The 20286-nt window shown below is 40.1% G+C and carries 16 protein-coding genes and 1 riboswitch; of the genes, 5 read left to right on the top strand and 11 right to left on the bottom strand.

Features of this window, described 5'->3' with window-relative positions:
• Positions 1 to 23 precede the first annotated feature (23 nt).
• Positions 24 to 602 (bottom strand): thymidine kinase, encoded by a 579-nt coding sequence (locus CLV38_RS08600; protein ID WP_106194137.1) that lies wholly within the window; start codon positions 600 to 602, stop codon positions 24 to 26.
• A 191-nt stretch (positions 603 to 793) separates the two neighbouring features.
• Between CLV38_RS08600 and manA the strand changes: the two genes are divergently transcribed.
• Positions 794 to 1762: a mannose-6-phosphate isomerase, class I gene (gene manA, locus CLV38_RS08605; RefSeq protein WP_106194140.1), complete on the top strand. Its 969-nt coding sequence runs from the start codon at positions 794 to 796 to the stop codon at positions 1760 to 1762.
• Positions 1763 to 1861: 99 nt separating this feature from the next.
• On the opposite strand, the gene CLV38_RS08610 is transcribed toward manA, so the two are convergent.
• The 5 genes from CLV38_RS08610 to CLV38_RS08630 form a co-directional block, all read right to left on the bottom strand.
• Positions 1862 to 3118 (bottom strand): ammonium transporter, encoded by a 1257-nt coding sequence (locus tag CLV38_RS08610; RefSeq protein WP_245920574.1) that lies wholly within the window; start codon positions 3116 to 3118, stop codon positions 1862 to 1864.
• A 277-nt stretch (positions 3119 to 3395) separates the two neighbouring features.
• On the bottom strand, positions 3396 to 5270 hold the full coding sequence (locus tag CLV38_RS08615) for an ABC transporter ATP-binding protein (protein ID WP_106194144.1): 1875 nt from the start codon (positions 5268 to 5270) through the stop codon (positions 3396 to 3398).
• Positions 5270 to 6991: an ABC transporter ATP-binding protein gene (locus CLV38_RS08620; protein WP_106194148.1), complete on the bottom strand. Its 1722-nt coding sequence runs from the start codon at positions 6989 to 6991 to the stop codon at positions 5270 to 5272. The genes CLV38_RS08615 and CLV38_RS08620 overlap by 1 nt, the downstream gene beginning before the upstream one ends.
• Entirely contained in the window at positions 6988 to 7629 is a 642-nt protein-coding gene (locus tag CLV38_RS08625) for a TetR/AcrR family transcriptional regulator (protein ID WP_106194151.1), read from the bottom strand. The genes CLV38_RS08620 and CLV38_RS08625 overlap by 4 nt, the downstream gene beginning before the upstream one ends.
• A gap of 133 nt (positions 7630 to 7762) precedes the next feature.
• Positions 7763 to 8968 (bottom strand): AI-2E family transporter, encoded by a 1206-nt coding sequence (locus CLV38_RS08630; RefSeq protein WP_170068853.1) that lies wholly within the window; start codon positions 8966 to 8968, stop codon positions 7763 to 7765.
• A 158-nt stretch (positions 8969 to 9126) separates the two neighbouring features.
• Between CLV38_RS08630 and CLV38_RS08635 the strand changes: the two genes are divergently transcribed.
• Complete coding sequence (locus CLV38_RS08635; protein WP_106194160.1) at positions 9127 to 10167, top strand: lactonase family protein; 1041 nt, start codon at positions 9127 to 9129, stop codon at positions 10165 to 10167.
• Positions 10168 to 10301: 134 nt separating this feature from the next.
• On the top strand, positions 10302 to 10925 hold the full coding sequence (locus CLV38_RS08640; protein WP_106194164.1) for a flavin reductase family protein: 624 nt from the start codon (positions 10302 to 10304) through the stop codon (positions 10923 to 10925).
• A 62-nt stretch (positions 10926 to 10987) separates the two neighbouring features.
• Here the strand turns inward: CLV38_RS08640 and CLV38_RS08645 are convergent, their stop codons facing one another.
• Complete coding sequence (locus CLV38_RS08645) at positions 10988 to 11494, bottom strand: PTS sugar transporter subunit IIA (protein WP_106194167.1); 507 nt, start codon at positions 11492 to 11494, stop codon at positions 10988 to 10990.
• 200 nt (positions 11495 to 11694) lie between these two features.
• Here CLV38_RS08645 and CLV38_RS08650 point away from each other — a divergent pair, with 200 nt between their 5' ends.
• Both CLV38_RS08650 and tenA read left to right on the top strand, forming a co-directional pair.
• The gene (locus CLV38_RS08650; protein WP_106194171.1) at positions 11695 to 12516 is read left to right on the top strand and encodes an undecaprenyl-diphosphate phosphatase; all 822 of its coding nucleotides are present in this window, start codon (positions 11695 to 11697) and stop codon (positions 12514 to 12516) included.
• 69 nt (positions 12517 to 12585) lie between these two features.
• A riboswitch (TPP riboswitch) is annotated at positions 12586 to 12687 on the top strand.
• 301 nt (positions 12688 to 12988) lie between these two features.
• Positions 12989 to 13657, top strand: a complete 669-nt coding sequence (tenA, locus tag CLV38_RS08655; RefSeq protein WP_106194174.1) for a thiaminase II — start codon at positions 12989 to 12991, stop codon at positions 13655 to 13657.
• A 150-nt stretch (positions 13658 to 13807) separates the two neighbouring features.
• Here tenA and CLV38_RS08660 read toward each other — a convergent pair whose 3' ends face one another.
• The 4 genes from CLV38_RS08660 to CLV38_RS08675 form a co-directional block, all read right to left on the bottom strand.
• Complete coding sequence (locus CLV38_RS08660) at positions 13808 to 16246, bottom strand: glycogen/starch/alpha-glucan phosphorylase (RefSeq protein WP_106194178.1); 2439 nt, start codon at positions 16244 to 16246, stop codon at positions 13808 to 13810.
• Between the two features lie 224 nt (positions 16247 to 16470).
• Positions 16471 to 17910 carry a glycogen synthase GlgA gene (gene glgA / locus CLV38_RS08665; RefSeq protein WP_106194275.1) on the bottom strand — a complete coding sequence of 480 codons (1440 nt, stop codon included), beginning with the start codon at positions 17908 to 17910 and terminating at the stop codon, positions 16471 to 16473.
• Between the two features lie 8 nt (positions 17911 to 17918).
• Complete coding sequence (glgD, locus tag CLV38_RS08670; RefSeq protein ID WP_106194182.1) at positions 17919 to 19091, bottom strand: glucose-1-phosphate adenylyltransferase subunit GlgD; 1173 nt, start codon at positions 19089 to 19091, stop codon at positions 17919 to 17921.
• Positions 19081 to 20226, bottom strand: coding sequence for a glucose-1-phosphate adenylyltransferase (locus tag CLV38_RS08675; protein ID WP_106194186.1), 1146 nt, complete (start codon positions 20224 to 20226; stop codon positions 19081 to 19083). The genes glgD and CLV38_RS08675 overlap by 11 nt, the downstream gene beginning before the upstream one ends.
• Positions 20227 to 20286 lie beyond the last annotated feature (60 nt).

Consider the following 20286-nt stretch of genomic DNA (forward strand, 5'->3'; position numbering starts at 1 on the left):
ACTCATAAACAATCACTCCCTTTTTATACACTCTCGACAGGAGGATCGTGGTAGTGTTTACGACAGACAGGATAATATGATTCATTCCCGCCGATCACTATCTGTTCTCCTGTATATACTGGTTTTCCGTTATGCATGCGCATATTCATAATGGCTTTTTTATGACAGAACCAGCAAATTGTCTTCATTTCTTCAATCTTGTCGGCTAGTATCAGCAATCTTTCAGATCCTTCAAACAGCTGATTCATAAAATCGTTTTTTAATCCAAATGCCATGACCGGAATTGACAGCTGATCCACAATTTCTGCAAGCTGATCGACATGTTCTTTTTTCAGAAACTGGGCTTCATCGATCAATACACACGCTATGGGCTTATCCATTTTTTTGACTTCTTCAAAAATATCAGTGTCTTCATTAACAGGTATCGCCTTGCGTTTTATTCCAATCCGGCTGGAGATAACGCCTACTTCTTCTCTGTTATCAAGACCGCTCGTAAACAAAACGACTGATTTGTCCTGTTCTTCGTAATTATGAGCGACTTTTAGAATTTCAATTGATTTCCCACTATTCATTGCGCCATAACGAAAAAATAGTTGTGCCATGAAAAAACCTACTCTCTTTATTATACTGTTATTTCAAATGATTACTAGAATAAACGAACCCAATCCTTATAAATTATAAGTGAAGATGACAAAAAGTACAAGCTTAGTCTTAATTATTGATACTTAATCAAACTAGCCCAAAGTATCTGGAAATATGATAAACTGGATAAAACAAATAAAGGGGCTAAAACATGATTGAACCACTATTTTTAGACGGAGTGCTTCAGGAAAAAATCTGGGGTGGAAATAAGTTAAAGAAAGAATTCGGATACAACTCACCTAGCGATAGAACCGGTGAATTGTGGGCAATCAGTGCACATAAAAATGGTCCTGCTACCGTGTCTACAGGACCATACGCCCAAAAGACTTTAACTGAGCTTTGGGATGATCACAGAGAGTTGTTCGGACATCAGGAAGGGGATGTCTTCCCTCTTTTAACTAAAATCATTGACGCGACAGATGATTTGTCCGTTCAAGTTCACCCGGATGACACCTATGGTCTTGAACATGAAGGCGAACTGGGTAAAACTGAATGCTGGTATATTATTGATGCTGAAAAAGATGCTGAAATTATTTTCGGGCACCATGCTCAAACAAAAGATGACTTTGTTAGTATGATCGAAAACGGACAGTGGGATAAACTGTTGAGATATGTAAAGGTCAAACCGGGTGATTTCTTCTATGTGCCAAGCGGAACCATTCATGCTATCGGGAGCGGGATCATGATTCTCGAAACCCAGCAGTCAAGCGATACCACTTACCGTGTTTATGATTATGACCGTAAAGACAACAACGGAAACACACGCCCGCTGCATATCCAGCAGTCAATCGATGTAACGACGATTCCACACAGTGATCCTGAACCATCTAAAGTCACTACTGAAATAGAAAAATCCACAATCACCACCCTAGTCAGTAATGACTTCTTCACCGTACAGGAATGGTCTATAAGCGGACAAACACCATTCATGGCAGAAGGAGTCTATACTTTAGTCAGTGTATTGGATGGAAACGGCAAACTCGACATTAAAGGCTCTTCATACAGTTTAACCAAGGGTATGCATTTCATTCTCCCTTCAGGAATCACGAGCTGGACTATTGATGGCGAGTTGCATATCATAGCTTCTGTTCCGGGTGTAAAATCAGACACGACCAGCTGATCAGATTGACGATGCCTGTATATCTTTATAACAGGACATAAAAACAAACCGACAGTATTACGGGAAAAAGCCCCGTAATACTGTCGGTTTTACCTATGTTCAAACTTCCGGCATTTCCTGTGCCGGTACAATTGCTGGAAGAGCAAAATCAGGATAACTGCTGCTCAATCCATGTTCGCTGACGTCCATGCCTGCTTCTTCTTCTTCAGGAGTCACACGTAAGCCAATTGTTGCATCAATCAGTTTAAAAACAAGTGTCATTGTGACAACGACCCACAGAGCGACAGCTGCAACACCTATAAACTGGACACCCAGCATGGCTAATCCTCCGCCATATAAAAGCCCGCCATCAACTGCAAATACGCCAACCAGTAATGTTCCCAGTCCACCAGCTACTCCATGAACACCGAATGCCCCAACTGGGTCATCTATCTTAGCTTTTTGTTCAATAAACTCGATAGCATAAACCATAGCTACAGATGACAGGAGGCCAATCGCTACTGCACCAAACGGACTGACGACTGCACACCCTGCTGTAATACCGACTAATCCGGCTAAAGCCCCATTCATTGTTAACCCCAGATCTGGTTTACCTAAGCGAACCCAGGATAAAACCATGGCGATTAATGTTCCGGAAGCGGCGGCCAGATTGGTGTTGAGCAAAATAGTCCCAATCAGGCTAAGAGAGCCTGCATCTGATGCCTCAAGTGTCGAAGCCCCATTAAAGCCAAACCAGGCAAACCATAGGATAAACACTCCCAGAGCAGCTAAAACTAAATTGTGCCCCGGTATCGTATTGGCTTTGCCGTTTTTATCATATTTTCCTGCTCTGGGTCCAACTGCTTTGGCACCAACCAGAGCCGTTACTCCTCCTACCATGTGTACGGCTACTGAACCAGCAAAATCCTCGAATCCGAGTGAAGCAAGCCAGCCGCCACCCCAAATCCAGTGTCCTGAGATCGGATAAATCAATCCAGAAATAATAACAGTATATAAAAGATATGAACTGAATTTAGTTCGTTCTGCCATGGCACCAGACACGATAGTCGCTGCTGTTGCACAAAATACCGTCTGGAACATAAGGAAAGCATATCCTGGTATATTTGAGTCATAATTCTGTGTAACGAAAAAATCGGGTGATCCTATAAAGCCGTATAACGAAGGACCAAACATGATTCCAAATCCTACGAACCAATAGAGCAAAGAGCCTGTAACAAAATCCATCAGATTTTTCATAATAATGTTACCGGAATTCTTTGCCCTTGTCAGACCGGCTTCTAAAATCGCAAAACCCGCCTGCATGAAAAAGACTAAAATTGTTCCTAATAATACCCAAAGTGTATCTGTTGCCGACATGATGTAACCCTCCTCTTCTATGATGTTTTTCATTCTAGACTTGCTTTTAACATTAAGCAACAGAGTTAATTAGATTAGAAAAGGATTAAAGTGTCAGGATTTTAAACGAATGAAAACAAAAAATGTAACCGCTATTTGATTAGATTCTTTTGTCGGTTTTATCAGCTGATTTTTCATTTACACTATTCAGCAAAAAAAACCATAGAAGTTGAGAAGGAGATGACTACACCTCAACTCAACCTCTATGGTCGGCTTCATTTCGCTGCTTGTTTCTTTTTTAAACAGCTTTTAACTGTTCTTCAGGTGTCTGGAACTGAGAGTTGTATAACTCTGCATAGAATCCATCCTGATCCATTAATGCATCGTGATTTCCTGTTTCAATCACATCACCGTGATTCATCACGATGATTTTGTCTGCATCTCTAATCGTAGATAGTCGGTGAGCCACTACAAAACTTGTTCTGTTTTGTAGTAAATTGGCCATAGCTTTTTGAATAAGGATCTCTGTACGAGTGTCAACGGATGACGTGGCTTCGTCAAGAATCAGGATATCAGGATCAGCTAGAAATGCTCTCGCAATTGTGATCAGCTGACGCTGTCCTTGAGATATATTAGTTCCCTCTTCATTAAGAATAGTATTATAACCGTCAGGCAATCGTCTGACAAAGTCATCAACATGAGCTGCTTTCGATGCGGCTAGAATATCAGCTTCATTCAAGTTGGACTGATCGTGGCTTCCATAAGAAATATTATCCCAAATCGTTCCATTGAACAACCAAGTATCTTGCAGAACCATCGAAAATCGGCTTCTTAATTCGTGTCGGTCAATGTCTCTGACATCAACACCTTCATATCTGATGCTTCCGCCTTTGACATCATAAAAGCGTTCAAGCAAGTTGATCAGTGTAGATTTCCCTGCTCCTGTCGGCCCGACGACGGCGATCATTTCACCTTCTTCTACAGTCAGGTTGAAGTCAGTCATCAGCAGTTCAGCATCTGGCGTATCTTCATAGCCAAACTGTACATGATCAAAACTGATTTTGTGTACGGACTGTAATTGCGGTTCCAGTCCGGATTCAATGTCTTCCATTTCCTCTTCGTCCAGGATTTCAAATACACGCTCGCATGATGCAATCGTCACTTGAATCGTATTTGCCAAGTTTGCGATCTGTCTCACTGGCTGAGAAAACTGATTGACGTACTGGATAAATGCCTGTACATTACCTAGTGAAACTGTTCCGTTCGCTACTCCAATACCCCCTACGATAGCCACACCAAAATATCCTAAGTCTCTGGAGAAGCTGACTAAAGGCATCATTATACCCGAAAGAAACTGAGCCTTCCATGATGCATCATTCAATTTACCACTCTGTACGATGAATTTTTCAATTTCATCATCTTCACGGTTGTATGTTTTTACAATAGTGTGACCGGAGAATGTTTCTTCAACCTGGTCATTCAGTACACCGAGTTCTCTCTGCTGGCTTGCAAATTGTTTCTGTGATTTCGGTGCGACCCATGCGATCAGTAAGAAACTGATCGGTACTGTTACAATAGTCACTAATGTCAGACGAATATCGATCACTGTCATAACTGTGAGGACAGTAACGAACTGCACGACACTGATGATAAACTGAGACAGTGACTGCTGAAGTGTATTCGCAATCTGGTCCATATCATTTATGGCACGGGACATGATATCCCCGTTAGAATGTGTATCGTAGTACTTGATCGGTAGCCTGGACATTTTATCTTTCAGTTCTTTACGCATATCGTAGACTGTTTTCTGAGCAATACGTGCAGTTATAATCGACTGAAAATATTGAAAAATCGACTGTGTGACATACACGATTGCGACGATAATAATAATGTTCCTAATCACTTCAACATCAATCGGAAATACCTGAATTGATTCTCCAGCTTCACGAAGGGCGTTGCCTTCCTGAAGTCCTCTATAAATTTCCGTCGTAGCCAATCCTAATATATAAGGCGCTATCGTTCCCATTATAGTAGCTGCTATAACCAGAACAAACGTTAAAACTAATCCCCAGAAACGCGTTGACATGTATTTGACAAGTCTGAACGTCGTTCCCCAAAAATCTTTTGCTTTTTTGGCTTTCAAATGAGCAGGACTTTTCCCCTCGTTTTTCATCAAATATCCTCTCCTTTCATTTGAGAGTCCATAATTTCCTGATAAATTGTATTCGAGCGTTTCAGCTGTTCGTGTGTTCCTTTTCCAACAACTTTCCCGTTGTCCAGAACGATGATCTGATCCGCATCAACTACGGTGCTGATTCGCTGGGCAATAATCACAACGGCGGAATCTCTGGTTTCAGGTTTTAAAGCCTCTCTTAATTTGGCATCTGTTTTAAAGTCAAGGGCAGAGAACGAATCATCAAATACCAGTATATCTGCTTTTGTCACTAATGCTCTAGCAATACTCAGACGCTGTCTCTGACCTCCAGAGAAGTTTCCGCCTCCGTGTTCTACTCTTGAGTCCAGACCTTTCGGCAAACTGGAAACAAAGTCTTTTCCTTGAGCAATATCCAGTGCATGCCATATTTCATCGTCAGTAGCATCAGGTTTCCCATATTTCAGGTTACTTCTGATAGTCCCGGCAAAAAGCACAGCTTTTTGTGGAGCAAACCCGATCAATTGTCTCAGCGACCCTTGAGCAACCTCTCTGATATCGATTCCGTTGACTTCTATCGCACCCTCCTCAACATCATATAAACGAGGGATCAGGTTAGCTAAAGTTGTCTTACCAGAACCAGTCCCTCCAATAATAGCAAGACGTTCACCTTTGTTCAGTGTGAAGTTGATATCTTCCAAGGCAAGTGCCTCCGCACCAGGGTAACGGTAATTTATATGATTGAATTTTACTGAAACAGTTCCATCCAGTTTCAAATCTTTAGGCTCATCAGGATCTTTGATTATGTTAGGCGTATTCAGTACTTCCATAACTCTTGAGGCAGCAACTTGACCTCTTGGAAGGAAGAACAGAACAAACGATACCATCATGATCCCCATTAAAATCTGCATCGCATACGTCATAAACGCGACCAGATTCCCAACCTGCATATCACCGACACTTATAAACTGTGCGCCAAACCAAATAATGAGGATGTTAGTGACACTCACTGCTAATACCATTGACGGCATCATGAATGCCAGAATCGTTTGAGCTTTTATAGAAGTCTCAGCAAAATCCAAATTCACTTCATCAAACCGTTCTTTCTCGTATTCATCTTTATTAAAGGCTCTTATAACGCGTATACCAGTCAGTCCTTCTCTGAAGACGCGGTTTAAATTATCAGTTTTCAGTTGCAGCGATTTAAAAATCGGGCTGGTCAACCGTAGGATAAGGAAGAGCAGACCGATCAGGATCGGCATAGAAATAAGAAAAACAAATGCGAGATCTGGTTCTCTTGAATACGCCATTATCCCTGCGCCTATCATCAGAAATGGTGCTAATGTCATGATGCGAATAATCATCATCATGACGAACTGAATCTGCATAATATCATTTGTCGTCCGTGTAATCAGTGTTGATGTCCCAAATTTATCCAATTCTTCATTAGTGAAATAAGTGACCGTTTTAAATATTTTTTTTCGGATGGTATCACCCAGTCCTTGAGATTCTTTTGCTCCGAAGTATACATTTAACAATGCAGAAATTATGGTTAAAAACGTAAATCCGAGCATGATGAATCCAGTCCGAATAATATATCCTATATCTCCATCTGCAACACCAAAGTCAATAATATTGGCTGTGATGGTCGGCATAGCAAGCATCCCTACTACCTGGACTGCCATAAATACCAGACTTAAAAATACTGGCCAGGGGTTCATCCATTTTACTAATTTAATCATTTTAATGCCTCTTTTTCTTCAATTTTTTTTACACCGTACGTAATCCATTCCAAGCGTTTGACAAACAATTCCTGTGTGTCTGATATAGCTAGTTCTTTCCAGAACCCTTCCATTATCGTGTCATTCAGCATGCTTAAGATATACCTTAAGATATCGATGATTTCCTCATCCGACTCCACTTTAAGATGAGATTTATCGACTACATCAAGGATCCGTTTCCCTTCAGGGAGTTTCTTCTGATCTGCGTGATTAAAGTCGACTCGTGCCTCCTGATTGATCTGATAATTCATATGCATATACATATTTTCAAAAAATCCGAATTTTTCCGATTTCATGATCAGTTTTATATACTTCTCACCGAAAGCCTTATACCCTTTAAAGAAATCACCTTCCTCTTCTTCAAAACATTTAAACATAAGCTGACGATAATTATATCTGAATTTACCGATCAAATAAAAATATAAGTCCTTCTTGTCTTCAAAATACTGATAAAAACTTCCTCTGGAGATCTTAGAATTCTTTACGATATTTGATATGGATGCATCGTTCAATGACTTACAGGAGAATTCTTTCATTGCTCCTGCTATTAACCTTTTTTTCTTTTCTTCGGACAAATTATAAAATGTCTGAGATGGCAAGCGATTCAGTCCTTTCAAAACAATCTAAAAATGACAAGTTGTCATGTTATGTTATTATATGTGACAACTTGTCATAAATCAAGCTTAAATAAAAAAATACTTACTTCAGTTTAAACGAAGTAAGTATTTGATTCTATTTTCTATTTTTTACTTTAACGAGCGCTTCACTTGTATCGATTGGAGCATCTTCAACATCATACCAGCCTGTCGTATCCCGGTACCAGTCAAAGGCCATAGAGACAATGATTTTGATGATAGCATACCCCGGTATTCCGAACACGATCCCTATCAGACCAAACAGCCTTCCACCTATGAGCAGCAGAAAAATAATATTGACAGGGTGTATTTTTAACGTATTTCCTATGATTTGTGGTGATATGATTCTGTTCTCAAGAATCTGTTCAATCCCGAAAACAATCAGAACTTTGACCAGCATGAATGGCGAATGGACAACGGCTATGATTAGTGCCGGTATACTCGCAATAAAGGATCCAAGATACGGAATCAGATTCATAAAGCCCGCAAAGATTCCAAGTGTCAGTGCAAAATCAAGCCCAACGATAGAAAAGCCGATCCAGAAGATAAACCCTACCGAAATGGCCACGATCAGCTGACCTCTGACATAGAAACTGACTTGCTTGTTGATTTCATAAAACAGCTTGTTCACTCTGGGTCGAGCCTGAATCGGTATATATTTTGTGACGAATGGCGGAATTTTTTTCCCGTCTTTCAGCAGGTAATATAAAACGAACGGCATAGTAATGAGCGTAATGACTATTTGCGTAATGGTTCCTATAAAACTGCCAATACTGCCCATTGTGGCATTCACAACTGAGCTGGTCTGATTTGACACCGTTTCAAGTATAGTGGTGTCTCCAAACTGATCCATTATCTCAGTAAACGCCTGGGTATTGAGCAGACCGTTCAGCTGCAGCATCAGATTGTTCCAATATGTTGGCCAATTTTCAATTAGAGATTGCAGTTGTTCCTGAATAATGGGGAAAATAAAATTACTGCCTCCGATCATTCCCAAAATGATCAGACTGAATACAAAAGCAATCGCTGTGTTCCGCGAAAAACGCTTTTTCTCTAGCCAGTCCACTATCGGATTGAGCAGATAGTAAAAGATAACGGAAAAAATAAGCGGTGGCCCAATAATACTTAATATAATACCGACAGGTCTAAAAATATATGAAATCCGTGTAAGCATATAGATATTGATAAAAACTAAAAGCATAACGATTAGCGCAGAGACCAGCTTGTTATTGATGACACTTCTCCAGAACCATGTTTTATTCCATTGGACTGGTTTTTTTTCATTCGATTCCTGATTCATCATTCGACACCACCCTTGTTGACTACTCCTATAGTTTATCATAGTCGCTTTAGAATTAGGAAAAAATGCACTTTTCAATAAAAGAATTGTTTTCTTTCATCGGTCTTCGATAGTTTGTTATACTGTAGTCAGCATTAAAATAATAAATAGGAGGTCCCTGGATGACTCAAACATTATTTCTAGGAACGTACACCAAAAAGGACAGCAAAGGTATCTACAGCATAGAGTTAAACCAAGACTCAAAAGAACTGGTCCATTTAAAACAGGAGGTCCAAATCGGCAACCCTACCTATATAGATGGAGACAAATGGTACTCTTATCTGTATTCCGTGGAGAAAACTGATGATGGCAAAGGCGGTATCGCTTCATTCAAGCAAAACGCTTCTGGTGAATTTGAGAAAGTCGACGATTATCTGGAAGAAGGAGCGCCACCTTGTTACGTAGCATATGATAATGACAAACAGCTTATCTATACCGCTAATTATCACAAAGGTGAAGTGGCTGTATTGAAGAGTAGTGATTCGGGTTCGCTTTCCTTAGTAGATAAAGTTACTCATTCCGGACAATCTGTACATGAAAATCAGACCTCTCCTCACGCTCACTATTTTGATCTGACACCAGACAAGCAGTTTCTGGTTGCCTGTGATTTAGGGACTGATGAAGTTTATACGTATAGATTAACAAATGATCACTTAGAAGAGGTATCTGTCTTCAAGGCAGCACCAGGAAGTGGTCCACGTCACCTGGCTTTTCATCCGAACGGTAAAATCGCTTATCTTTTTGCTGAACTGAGCAGTGATGTCATCACACTTTCATATGATGCTGAAACCGGAGCATTTACACACCTTCAGACGATTTCCTCTATACCCGCAGAGCATACAGACTTCAATGGTGGAGCCGCTATTCGAGTAACATCCGATGGTCGTTTTGTTTATGCTTCCAATAGAGGCCATGATTCGCTCGCTATTTACACTGTTAAAGAGGATGGAACGCTTGATTTGTCCGAGTATGTCTCCACAGAAGGAGAAACACCAAGAGATTTCAACTTGGACCCGACAGAGCAGTTTGTAGTCGTTGGACATCAGGATTCTGATAATTTAACTCTATTTGAAAGAAATACAGATAATGGCTCATTATCTCTGCTTCAAAAAGATATTTATGCCCCTGAGGTTATTTGTATCAAGTTTGCGGAAAAACTATAGAGCGGACTTCCTCTCTTTTTTTCTGCTATCAAATCAGACAGTGCTCTCCCCTTCAAAAGACATTAAACTCAAATTTGTGAGTACGATAGGGAAACTGTTTAATCTTATTTAAAGAAGGAGTCATCAGACACACTATGCATCATTTCAAAACATCCGACTTGTCAGCCAAGCAGCAGTATAAATTTTTAACCGGCAGTGTCATCCCTCGTCCGATTGCCTGGATTACGTCACTGAACGAACCAGCCGGCATCATAAACGCAGCACCTTTCAGTTTTTTCAGTGTGGCATCGAATCAGATTCCATTGCTGACAGTGTCTATTTTAAGATCGGATGGGAAAGCAAAAGACACCGCGATTAACATCATAGATCAGGAAGAAGCTGTCGTTCATATTGTCAGCCGTGACCTGACTGAAGCTATGAATGAAACATCAGCACCTCTGGCTTCAGACGAAAGCGAACTGGACAGAACGGATTTGTCGCTTGTGGACAGTTCCACTGTCAGTGTTCCGGGAATAAAAGAAGCGCTCATTCGCTTTGAAACTACTCTATATCAGCATATCCCGATCAAGGATGACGCCGGGAAGATAGTGACCGATCATTTTCTATTGAGAGTCACAGATGTACACATCGATCCATCAGTGTATGATCCTATAAAAGAATATATTTTACCTGAAGAACTCGAACCTATCGCTCGTCTCTCAGGAAATGCGTATTCTGAAATCGGCTCTATCTTTTCCGTTATACGGCCGCAAAATTAAATTAACCACCTATACAAAAGACCTGGAGATCACTTGATCTCCAGGTCTTTTAAGTATTCAGTTTATTTTGATGATACGGATCCGATTTCTGCGCCTTTAGCAGATTCTCCGGTAGTTGACAAATCATAATTGTCTACCTGATCCATGTTAGTAAAGACAACGATAACCGTATTTTCTTTACCTGCTTCTTTTAAGCCGGCTAAATCAACAGTCGAGATTTTAGTGTCCGTTGTCACTGTATCGCCTTCTTTTACAAGTGTGTCAAACGGCCCACCCTCAAGTTCTACTGTATCGATTCCGATATGAACGAGTACTTCTACACCGTTGTCCAATTCTAAACCTACAGCATGCTGTGTTGGAAATACACTAACAACTTTACCAGGTGCCGGCGAATAAATATCGCCATCGCTTGGGACTACTCCGAATCCGTCTCCCATCATTTTTTGTGAAAATACAGGATCGTCAACTTCGTCGATCGGGATGACTTTACCATTGACCGGATTGCTTAACATCACTTTGCTTTCTTTTGGCGTATTACCTTTTCCTTTTAAAAAATCAAAAACACCCATTTTTCTCCCTACTTTCTTATAATTTTTCTATCTTCATTGTACCCAATATCCGAACCTAATACTACAATTAATACTATCACACATAGATAGAAACAGAAACTAATAAGGTTTTGTACTGAAAACTTCATATTATGGTAGAAATATTTTGTCTATGTCTGATATGATGTAAGAGTTGAAATTTATATAGAGGAGCTAACAATGTGTTATTAGAATTAATTAAATCGATTATCCTAGGTGTCGTTCAAGGGATCACAGAATGGCTGCCTGTCAGCAGCACTGGACATATGATTCTGGTTGACGAATTTCTCATATTAAATACGACTGATGAATTTAAGGAAATGTTCCTTGTAGTTATTCAGTTAGCGTCAATTATGGCTGTCGTCCTGCTTTATTTTAAACGCCTTAACCCATTTGATTCCGGGAAGAATGAAGCACAGAAAAAAGAAACCTGGCATATATGGTCCAAAGTTTTAGTGGGCATTATTCCTGCCGGTGTATTGGGCCTTTTGTTTGAAGACATCATCAATGAATGGTTTTTCAACTGGCTTACAGTTGCTATCGCCCTTATCGTCTATGGTGTGGCCTTTATTGTGATTGAAAAAAGAAATGAAGGTAAGATTCCTACAATAGCTACTTGGGAACAACTGACGTACAAAGTAGCTTTAATGATCGGGTTCTTCCAGGTGCTTGCACTTATACCTGGTACTTCAAGGTCTGGAGCGACGATCGTCGGCGCAATTCTAATCGGAACAGCGCGTCCTATAGCAGCGGAATATTCATTTTTCCTTTCTATTCCAGTTATGATGGGAGCCAGTCTGCTGAAGCTGATCGGCTTTGGATTCACATTTACGCTTGAAGAAATGGCTATATTACTTGTGGGCTGCATCGTTTCATTCTTAGTGTCTATCGTTGCAATCAAATTCCTGATGAATTATATCAGAAAAAATGACTTCAGCTCATTTGGCTGGTACAGGATAGCTGTTGGATTGATCGTCATGGGCTATTTCGGCCTTATAGCTTAGCATAATACAATTTATTTCCATCTAATTCTTATGACCCATTCTTACCGTCAGACCATTTTAAATATTAATATTTTTCACTAGGGGAGCCGACTGAGGCTGAGAAAAGCTATGCTTTGACCCTTGGAACCTGATCTGGTTTAGACCAGCGTAGGGAAGTGGAGTTTCTAGTTTAGTGGATTCGAATGCAATCAGTGTTCGTCATCTTTCAAATTAACTAGTAGACAAAGCCACTCTGCGCTTCAGGCAAAGTGGCTTTTTTGTATTCTCATATAAATTTACCCGGTGGAACAGGTATCTTTTTTGCTGTTTTCACTTTGCTCTCTTGATTGGTCTGCAGCATCAGACCTTATAGCCCAAATAATTCAGGAGGTGATTTACTAAATTAGCTATCATTAAAGTGACATTCTCACTCAGACAATGACTGAGTCCCTAGCAAATGCAGGAATTTAAACCAAAAACAGGAGGACTAACTATGACGTTTACACAGGAATTAAGACAAGAGGCAGATTCTATCTTCACCAGCATTAAATCTCATCCGTTTGTTAAAGGCATCGGAGCGGCTGAGTTAACACCAGATCAACTCATTCATTATGTAAAACAGGATTTTGAGTACCTAAACACATTTAATCAGCTCTATGGTCTAGCCATTGCTAAAAGTGATACTAGAGAGGACATGGCCGTTTTTAATAAGCAGATAGACTTTATCCTCCATTCCGAAACACATCCTCATACTAATTTTTGTGAAGTGGCTGGCGTTGCATATGAATCTCTTCAGTATGAGCCACTAGCTCCTACGGCACATCACTACACTCGTCATATGATGGATGTAGCACACAAAGGGTCATTTGGTGAAATCCTGGCTGTATTGCTCCCTTGCCCCTGGACTTACCTTGAAATAGGGCATCATTTGAAAAAGACACTGACAATTGATGAGCGTCATCCTTTTTATGAATGGATTACCTTTTATGCTAAAGAAGAATCGTCTACCATTACTAATACATTCCGAACCAGATTGGACATATATGCGGAGACAGCCTCTGCTGATGAACTAAACCGAATGAGAGCTGCATTTATGAAGAGCTGTCAGTTAGAGTGGATGTTCTGGGAAATGGCCTATACCATAGAAAAGTGGCCCGTCTAACTCTAACCGATCATTATCGATTACACTGTAATATCTACTCGTTCAAACCAATCACATATTGAAAAAAACTCATCCTGTATTCTAATGTTTTTCTAGAATACAGGATGAGTTTATTCGTGAACTTATTCAATTTTCAACAGCCAGTCTACATCAGGAAACAGGTTCATCCAATGGTTGGACACCCTCATGTTCAACTGCACACGATTTTACTTTCCAGATATCATCTGCATATTTCTTAATGGTGTAATCTGCAGAAAATGGTGCTGAAGAGGCAATATTCAATAAAGATTTACGTGTCCATTCATTCTGATCTTTATATAAGCTGTCAATATCTTCTTGTGCTTGAACATAAGAATCAAAATCTTTCAGAACAAAGTATTCATCATTGAAGTGGACAAGTGATTCAAATATAGCATGTCCTTCGTCTTGAAGATTAGGAATGGTCCCATCTTTTAAAGCATTGAGTGCCCGGTGAATATTAGAGTTGTTTTCGTATAAGTCTCTAGCGTTATAGGTCTGGGCAGCCTTTAATTCATACACTTCAGGACTCGTTAATCCGAAGACAAATATATTATCGCCCCCGACAAAGTCTCTTATTTCAATATTAGCGCCATCGAGTGTCGCCAGTGTCAAAGCGCCATTCGCCATCAGCTTCATGTTGCTTGTACCAGAGGCTTCCATGCTGGCAAGGGAAATCTGCTCACTTACATCAGCGGCAGGAATGATCTTCTCAGCCAGCGATACGCCGTAATTTTCAAAGAAAACGACTTTCAGTTTATCTCCCACGTCCGGATCGTTATTAACAAGCTCGGCAAGTGAATTGATGACTTTAATAATTTGTTTTGCATATAAATAACTTGGCGCAGCCTTTGCTCCAAAGATAAAGACACGTGGGGCATAATCCACAGAAGGATTCTGTTTAATTTCAAGGTAACGATGTAAAATATGCAGTAAATTCAAATGCTGACGCTTATATGCATGCAGTCGTTTGATCTGCACATCAAATATAGCATTAGGATTGACTTTGATTCCTTTAACCTTTTCAATGTGATCGGCTAATCTTTTTTTATTTTCAAGTTTGATTGCCGCTAACTGTTTAAGCGTTTGTTTATCTTTCTCCTGCCCTTTGAATACTTTCAGTTCTGAAGGATTTTTCTTCCAGTCTTCTCCAATTTTATCGTCCAGAAGCTGTGTCAATCCTGGGTTAGCAAGGTGAACCCATCTTCTCTGTGTAATGCCGTTGGTTTTATTGTTAAAACGTTCAGGGTACAGTTCAAAGAAGTCTTTCAGTACATCATTCATTAGAATGTCTGTATGTAACTGAGCAACACCATTGACACTGTGACTTCCTATAACTGCCATATGCGCCATATTGACTACACCGTTCTGTAAAATAGCTGTCTGCCATGTAATCCGTTCCCCATAAAGAGGAAGAGTGTTTTCAACAAAACGGCGATTGATTTCTTCAATAATCATGTAAATTCGAGGAAGCAGTTCTTTCATCATATCAATGGGCCATTTTTCCAGTGCCTCACGAAGAATCGTATGGTTCGTGTAACTACAGGTTTTAAATGTAATTTCCCATGCCTGTTCCCAGGATAAGCGTTCTTCGTCGATCAGTATGCGCATCAGTTCGGGCACAACTAAAGCCGGGTGTGTATCATTAATGTGAATGGCTACTTTATCCGGTATATTTTTTCTTGGCACATTGTATTTTCTGAAGTGACGGATAATTGACTGCACGCCAGCAGACACCATAAAATATTCCTGCTTAAGTCTCAGCAAACGTCCTTCGTAATTAGAGTCATCCGGGTACAACACTTGAGTGATCTCTTTGATTGGCTCAGTTTCTTCAATAGTGTGGTAGTTATTTTCTTCTTCAACCGGAATTTCGGCTGACCACAAACGCAGGTTATTGACCTTGTCATTTCTGTATCCGACCATCGGTGTATCATACGGAACAGCTAAAACATTTAATGTGTTTTCATACTTCGCTTCTAGGTAGCCCTGTTTGTTTCGTTCCAGCCAGACATTTCCACCGAATCTGACCATACACGTTGATTTGTCATTACTTGTTTCCCAGACATTTCTGTATCTTAACCAGTTTTCAGGTAATTCTACCTGATACCCATCAACAAACTTTTGTCTGAACAAACCATACTGGTAACGAATCCCATTTCCATTCCCAGCCATGCTTAAAGATGCCAGTGAGTCCATGAAGCACGATGCTAATCGCCCCAGCCCCCCATTACCTAAAGCCGGATCGACTTCAGCTTCAGACAATTCATCGAAGGATAGTCCCAACTCCGTCAAGCCTTCTTTAACTGTATCCAGTAAACCTAGATTATAAGCATTGCTTTTTAACTGTCGTCCAGGTAAAAATTCCATTGAGAAATAAAACACTTGTTTTACGCTGTTTTTAATGTAAGTTTCTCTAGTTTCTTTCCATGGTGTTGAAATATAATTTTTGACGAGTAGTCCAAGTGCATTATACAATTGTTCAGTTGATCCTTCTTCATAAGAATAAGCATACATACTTTGAAATTGATTTTTATAGTCTTTTATAAAGTCTTTAGTCGTAAGTTCCATAAGCATTCCTCCATCTATTGTTTTAAAAGTATACCCCAAAGAAATTGAATTAAAAAGAGATAAGTTAAATGTGAATAGCGTTCATCAGTTTGAAACTGAGGTGTTTTAATTCTGAGTTAACCTAAGGTCATTTGTATCAGCAGTTTTTTGATAATTGTCAGAAATCCGACTATTAACTCATAAACCCCCGAATGACGGTCTAGCTATCATTCGGGGGTTTCTATTTAATAAATGATGTAACGGTACTGATCGATATAATCCTGAGCCGATTTTTCCCAGCTGTTGTCTGAGTCCATTGCCCTCATCTGGATCCCTATAAACTGCTCTGGATGGTCATAGTATACTGTTAGTGCATGGTCGATTGTCTGAAGAAGTGTCTGGACATCAAAATCGTAAAAGCTGAACCCATTTCCTGATTCCTCAAACTCGTTATAAGGTTCAATCGTATCCACCAGACCGCCGACTTCATGGACGATTGGCAAGGTGCCGTACCTTAAGGAGTTCAGTTGTGATAACCCGCACGGTTCGAACAGAGAAGGCATTAAGAACAGGTCTACTCCTGCATATATCCATTGAGCCAGTTCACTGTCAAAATCGATGATCGCCTGACACTTATCAGGGTATTTGTCAGTAAAGTAGGCAAATGCCTCTTCAAAATAAGGTTTCCCCGTTCCTAACAATACGAACTGGACACGTCGGTGTTCCATCAGTTCTTCCATCGCATCAACAATCAGCTCTACGCCTTTTTGTTCGTCCAGGCGTGTGACAACCCCAATCAGTGCAATATCTTCCTCGACCGGAAGCCCCACTCTTTCCTGTAAAGCTTTTTTACTGATGATTTTCCCGGAAAAATCTTCCTTGGAAAAAGTTTCAGGAATGACAGAATCCTTCTCGGGATTATACGTATCGTAATCGATGCCATTGAGGATCCCGACGAGTTTATGCTGAACATTTCTCAAATCACCATCCAAGCCATATCCGAATTCCGGTGACTGTATTTCATCAGCATACGTCGGACTGACCGTCGTGACCAGATCAGCATAGTAAATGCCACCTTTAAGCCAGCAGACATTATCACCATACTTGAGACCTCTGTCATGATAGGCCGCATATCCTATATTAAAATGATCAGATAAGATGTACTGATCGTACACACCCTGAAACAGGATATTATGGATCGTCAGCACTGTTTTAATATCTTTCAACTTATTGATCCAGCTGTATTTATCTCTCAGCAGAACAGGTATCATGGCAGTCTGCCAGTCGTTCACATGCAGGACATCAGGAATAAACTCTATCTTCTCGAGCATTTCAATCACTGCCTGCTGGAAATAGGCGAAGCGTTCACTGTCATCGCCGTAATCATACAGATTCTCTCTACCAAAATAAAATACATTATCTATAAAGTAATAAGTAACATTTTCTTTTATTAGTCGTTTAATTCCACAGTATTGTTTCCGCCAACCCACTTCAATCGTAAACGAGAGGACGTCTTCCAACTCATCTATTGTCTTCTTATCCATTTTCTGAAGAAAATAAGGTAAGACAACTCTAACGTCATTTCCGCTTTTTGCAAGCTCTTTCGGCAGCGAACCGACAACGTCACCAAGTCCTCCAGTTTTAAAGAAAGGGGCACACTCTGATGCTGCAAATAACACTTTCATCTTTTCGCTCACCCTTCCTTGCTCTCTCCTTTGGCATACACAACACCATTTTTAGCAATCACTATTGGCTTTTCAGCGGTCCCTTCAAGACGAGCCCCTTTTTTTACGTACACATGCTTGTCCAAAATAACGTGTTTTAAATAGGTATCTTCTTCTATGACTGAATCTTGCATAATGATGGAGCTTTCAACGTGAGCGTTTTCTCCGACCGACACTTTACGGAAAACTAGTGAATTTTTGACCGTTCCAAATATTTCACAGTCATTTGCAAACTGTGCATTTTCTATAACTGCTGTTTCTCCATAATAGGTTGGTGCTGAGTTTTTAGATCGTGTTCTTACTGGATCTGCACGGTAGAATAAAGCATTGAAATTATCTTCATCCAGCATATCCATATTAGCGTCGTAATAACTCTTGATATCTTCTATCGCTTTAAGATATCCAGTGTATTCATACCCAAAAATAAGCAGCCCCATATCAAGTGTATACTGAATAAAGTTCCCAACATTAATGTCCAAATCATCTGCTTTAGCTTGATGAAGATAATCCAGGAACGTTTTCTTTTCAATAATCATGGTCTCCATGTTCAAATAAAGTGAGTCATCTTTATCCATTGAGACGATATCTTTAACAGCTTCAATTTCTCCACTGTTCTCATTGTTTAAAATCAGTGCGGAATGAACTGTATCTTCAATCAGTTCGCTGCGTCCGACTTTTTTATAGACAACAGTCACTTCACTATTTTTGTCATTATGAAATTGCAATAGTGATTGAATTTGTATATTCGATAACAAACTGGATCCCATCATAACCACATAATCTGCTTTTGTTTTAGTGACATAGTTGTAGTGGTCTTCATAGTAGAAAGGATCGTGCTTGGTTTCAGCGCTGCGATTTGACTTCAGTTTGACTTGTGAATGGGTAAATACCCCTCCACCTACTGAAGAGTCCAGACCCCAGGCAGAACCAGATCGAATGTGGTCATATAAAGAGTGACCAGAACCGGAAATGAACAGTGCTGCCGACTCCGCTTCGCAATTATACAAGCTGGAAAACGGAAAATCGATTAGACGATAACGACAGGCGAAAGGCAACGATGCCACTGGCCGTCTGTCCGTTAAAGGCTTTAATTTATCTTCATACTCTACTAGATTTAAAATAGGTGCAATTTTATTTCTCATCTGAATACCCTCCTACTTCTTCTCCATACCCAACAACTGATATCTCTTTCTCTGTTCCTATTAATTCGGTGTCATCATAAATACGAGCACCTTCTCCTACAATTGCCTTTTCAACAGTGACGTTCTCTCCTATCACAGCGTTAGGCATGATGAAGGAATCTTTAATAACTGAATTTTTCCCCACTTTAACATTATGAGACAGGATCGAATGATTCACTTCGCCTGCTATATAACAACCATCCGTTATCATCGAATTTTCAACCTTGGCTGTTTCTGTCAGGAATTGAGGCGTTGTATTCGGATTTTTTGAATAGACTCTCCAGTCACGGTCTCTTATATTCAGTTCGTGATTGGGATCAATAAATTCCATGTTAGCGCTCCATAAACTTTCAATCGTTCCAACATCTTTCCAGTATCCTTCAAATGAATAGGCAAAGATAGATTCACTATTTCTCAAGTAAGCCGGCAGTACATCGTGGCCAAAATCATCCATATGTCTGCTTTTAGACTGACTGTCAGCCAGGTACTGCTTCAGGCGTGCCCAAGTAAAGATATAGATTCCCATTGAAGCCAGGTTTGACTTGGGATTTTCAGGTTTTTCCTGGAATTCAATGATTCGGTCTGTTTTATCTGTGTTCATGACGCCAAAGCGTGATGCCTCTTCCCATGGAACAGGAATGACGCCAACCGTTAATGATGCACCCTGTTTTTTGTGATAATCGAGCATTTTCTCATAATCCATTTTATAAATGTGGTCACCCGATAAAATGACGACAAACTCTGGGTCTTTCTGATTAATGTAATCAATATTCTGATAAACAGCATGTGCGGTTCCTTTAAAGAATTTTTCGCCGTCTACACTAGAGTACGGCTGCAGGATGGTAGCCCCACCGTTATGTCTATTCAGACCCCAGCTTGAACCATTGCCCACGTGACGATTTAAGACAAGCGGCTGATACTGTGTGACAACGGCTACGTCGTTAAATCCTGAATTAGCACAATTGGATAATGCAAAATCTATAATTCTATAATTACCACCAAAGGGAACAGCAGGTTTTGCGATTTGTTTTGTCAGCTTACCCAGTCTTGATCCTTGCCCTCCGGCTAATATCATTGCAACTGTTTCTGTTTTCATATAATTTGGAAGTGTCTAATGACCTTCCTTCCCTCCTTAAAACGATTTTAAGTTCCGTTT

It is taken from the genome of Alkalibacterium olivapovliticus (genome assembly GCF_003003275.1).
GTDB lineage: Bacteria > Bacillota > Bacilli > Lactobacillales > Carnobacteriaceae_A > Alkalibacterium > Alkalibacterium olivapovliticum.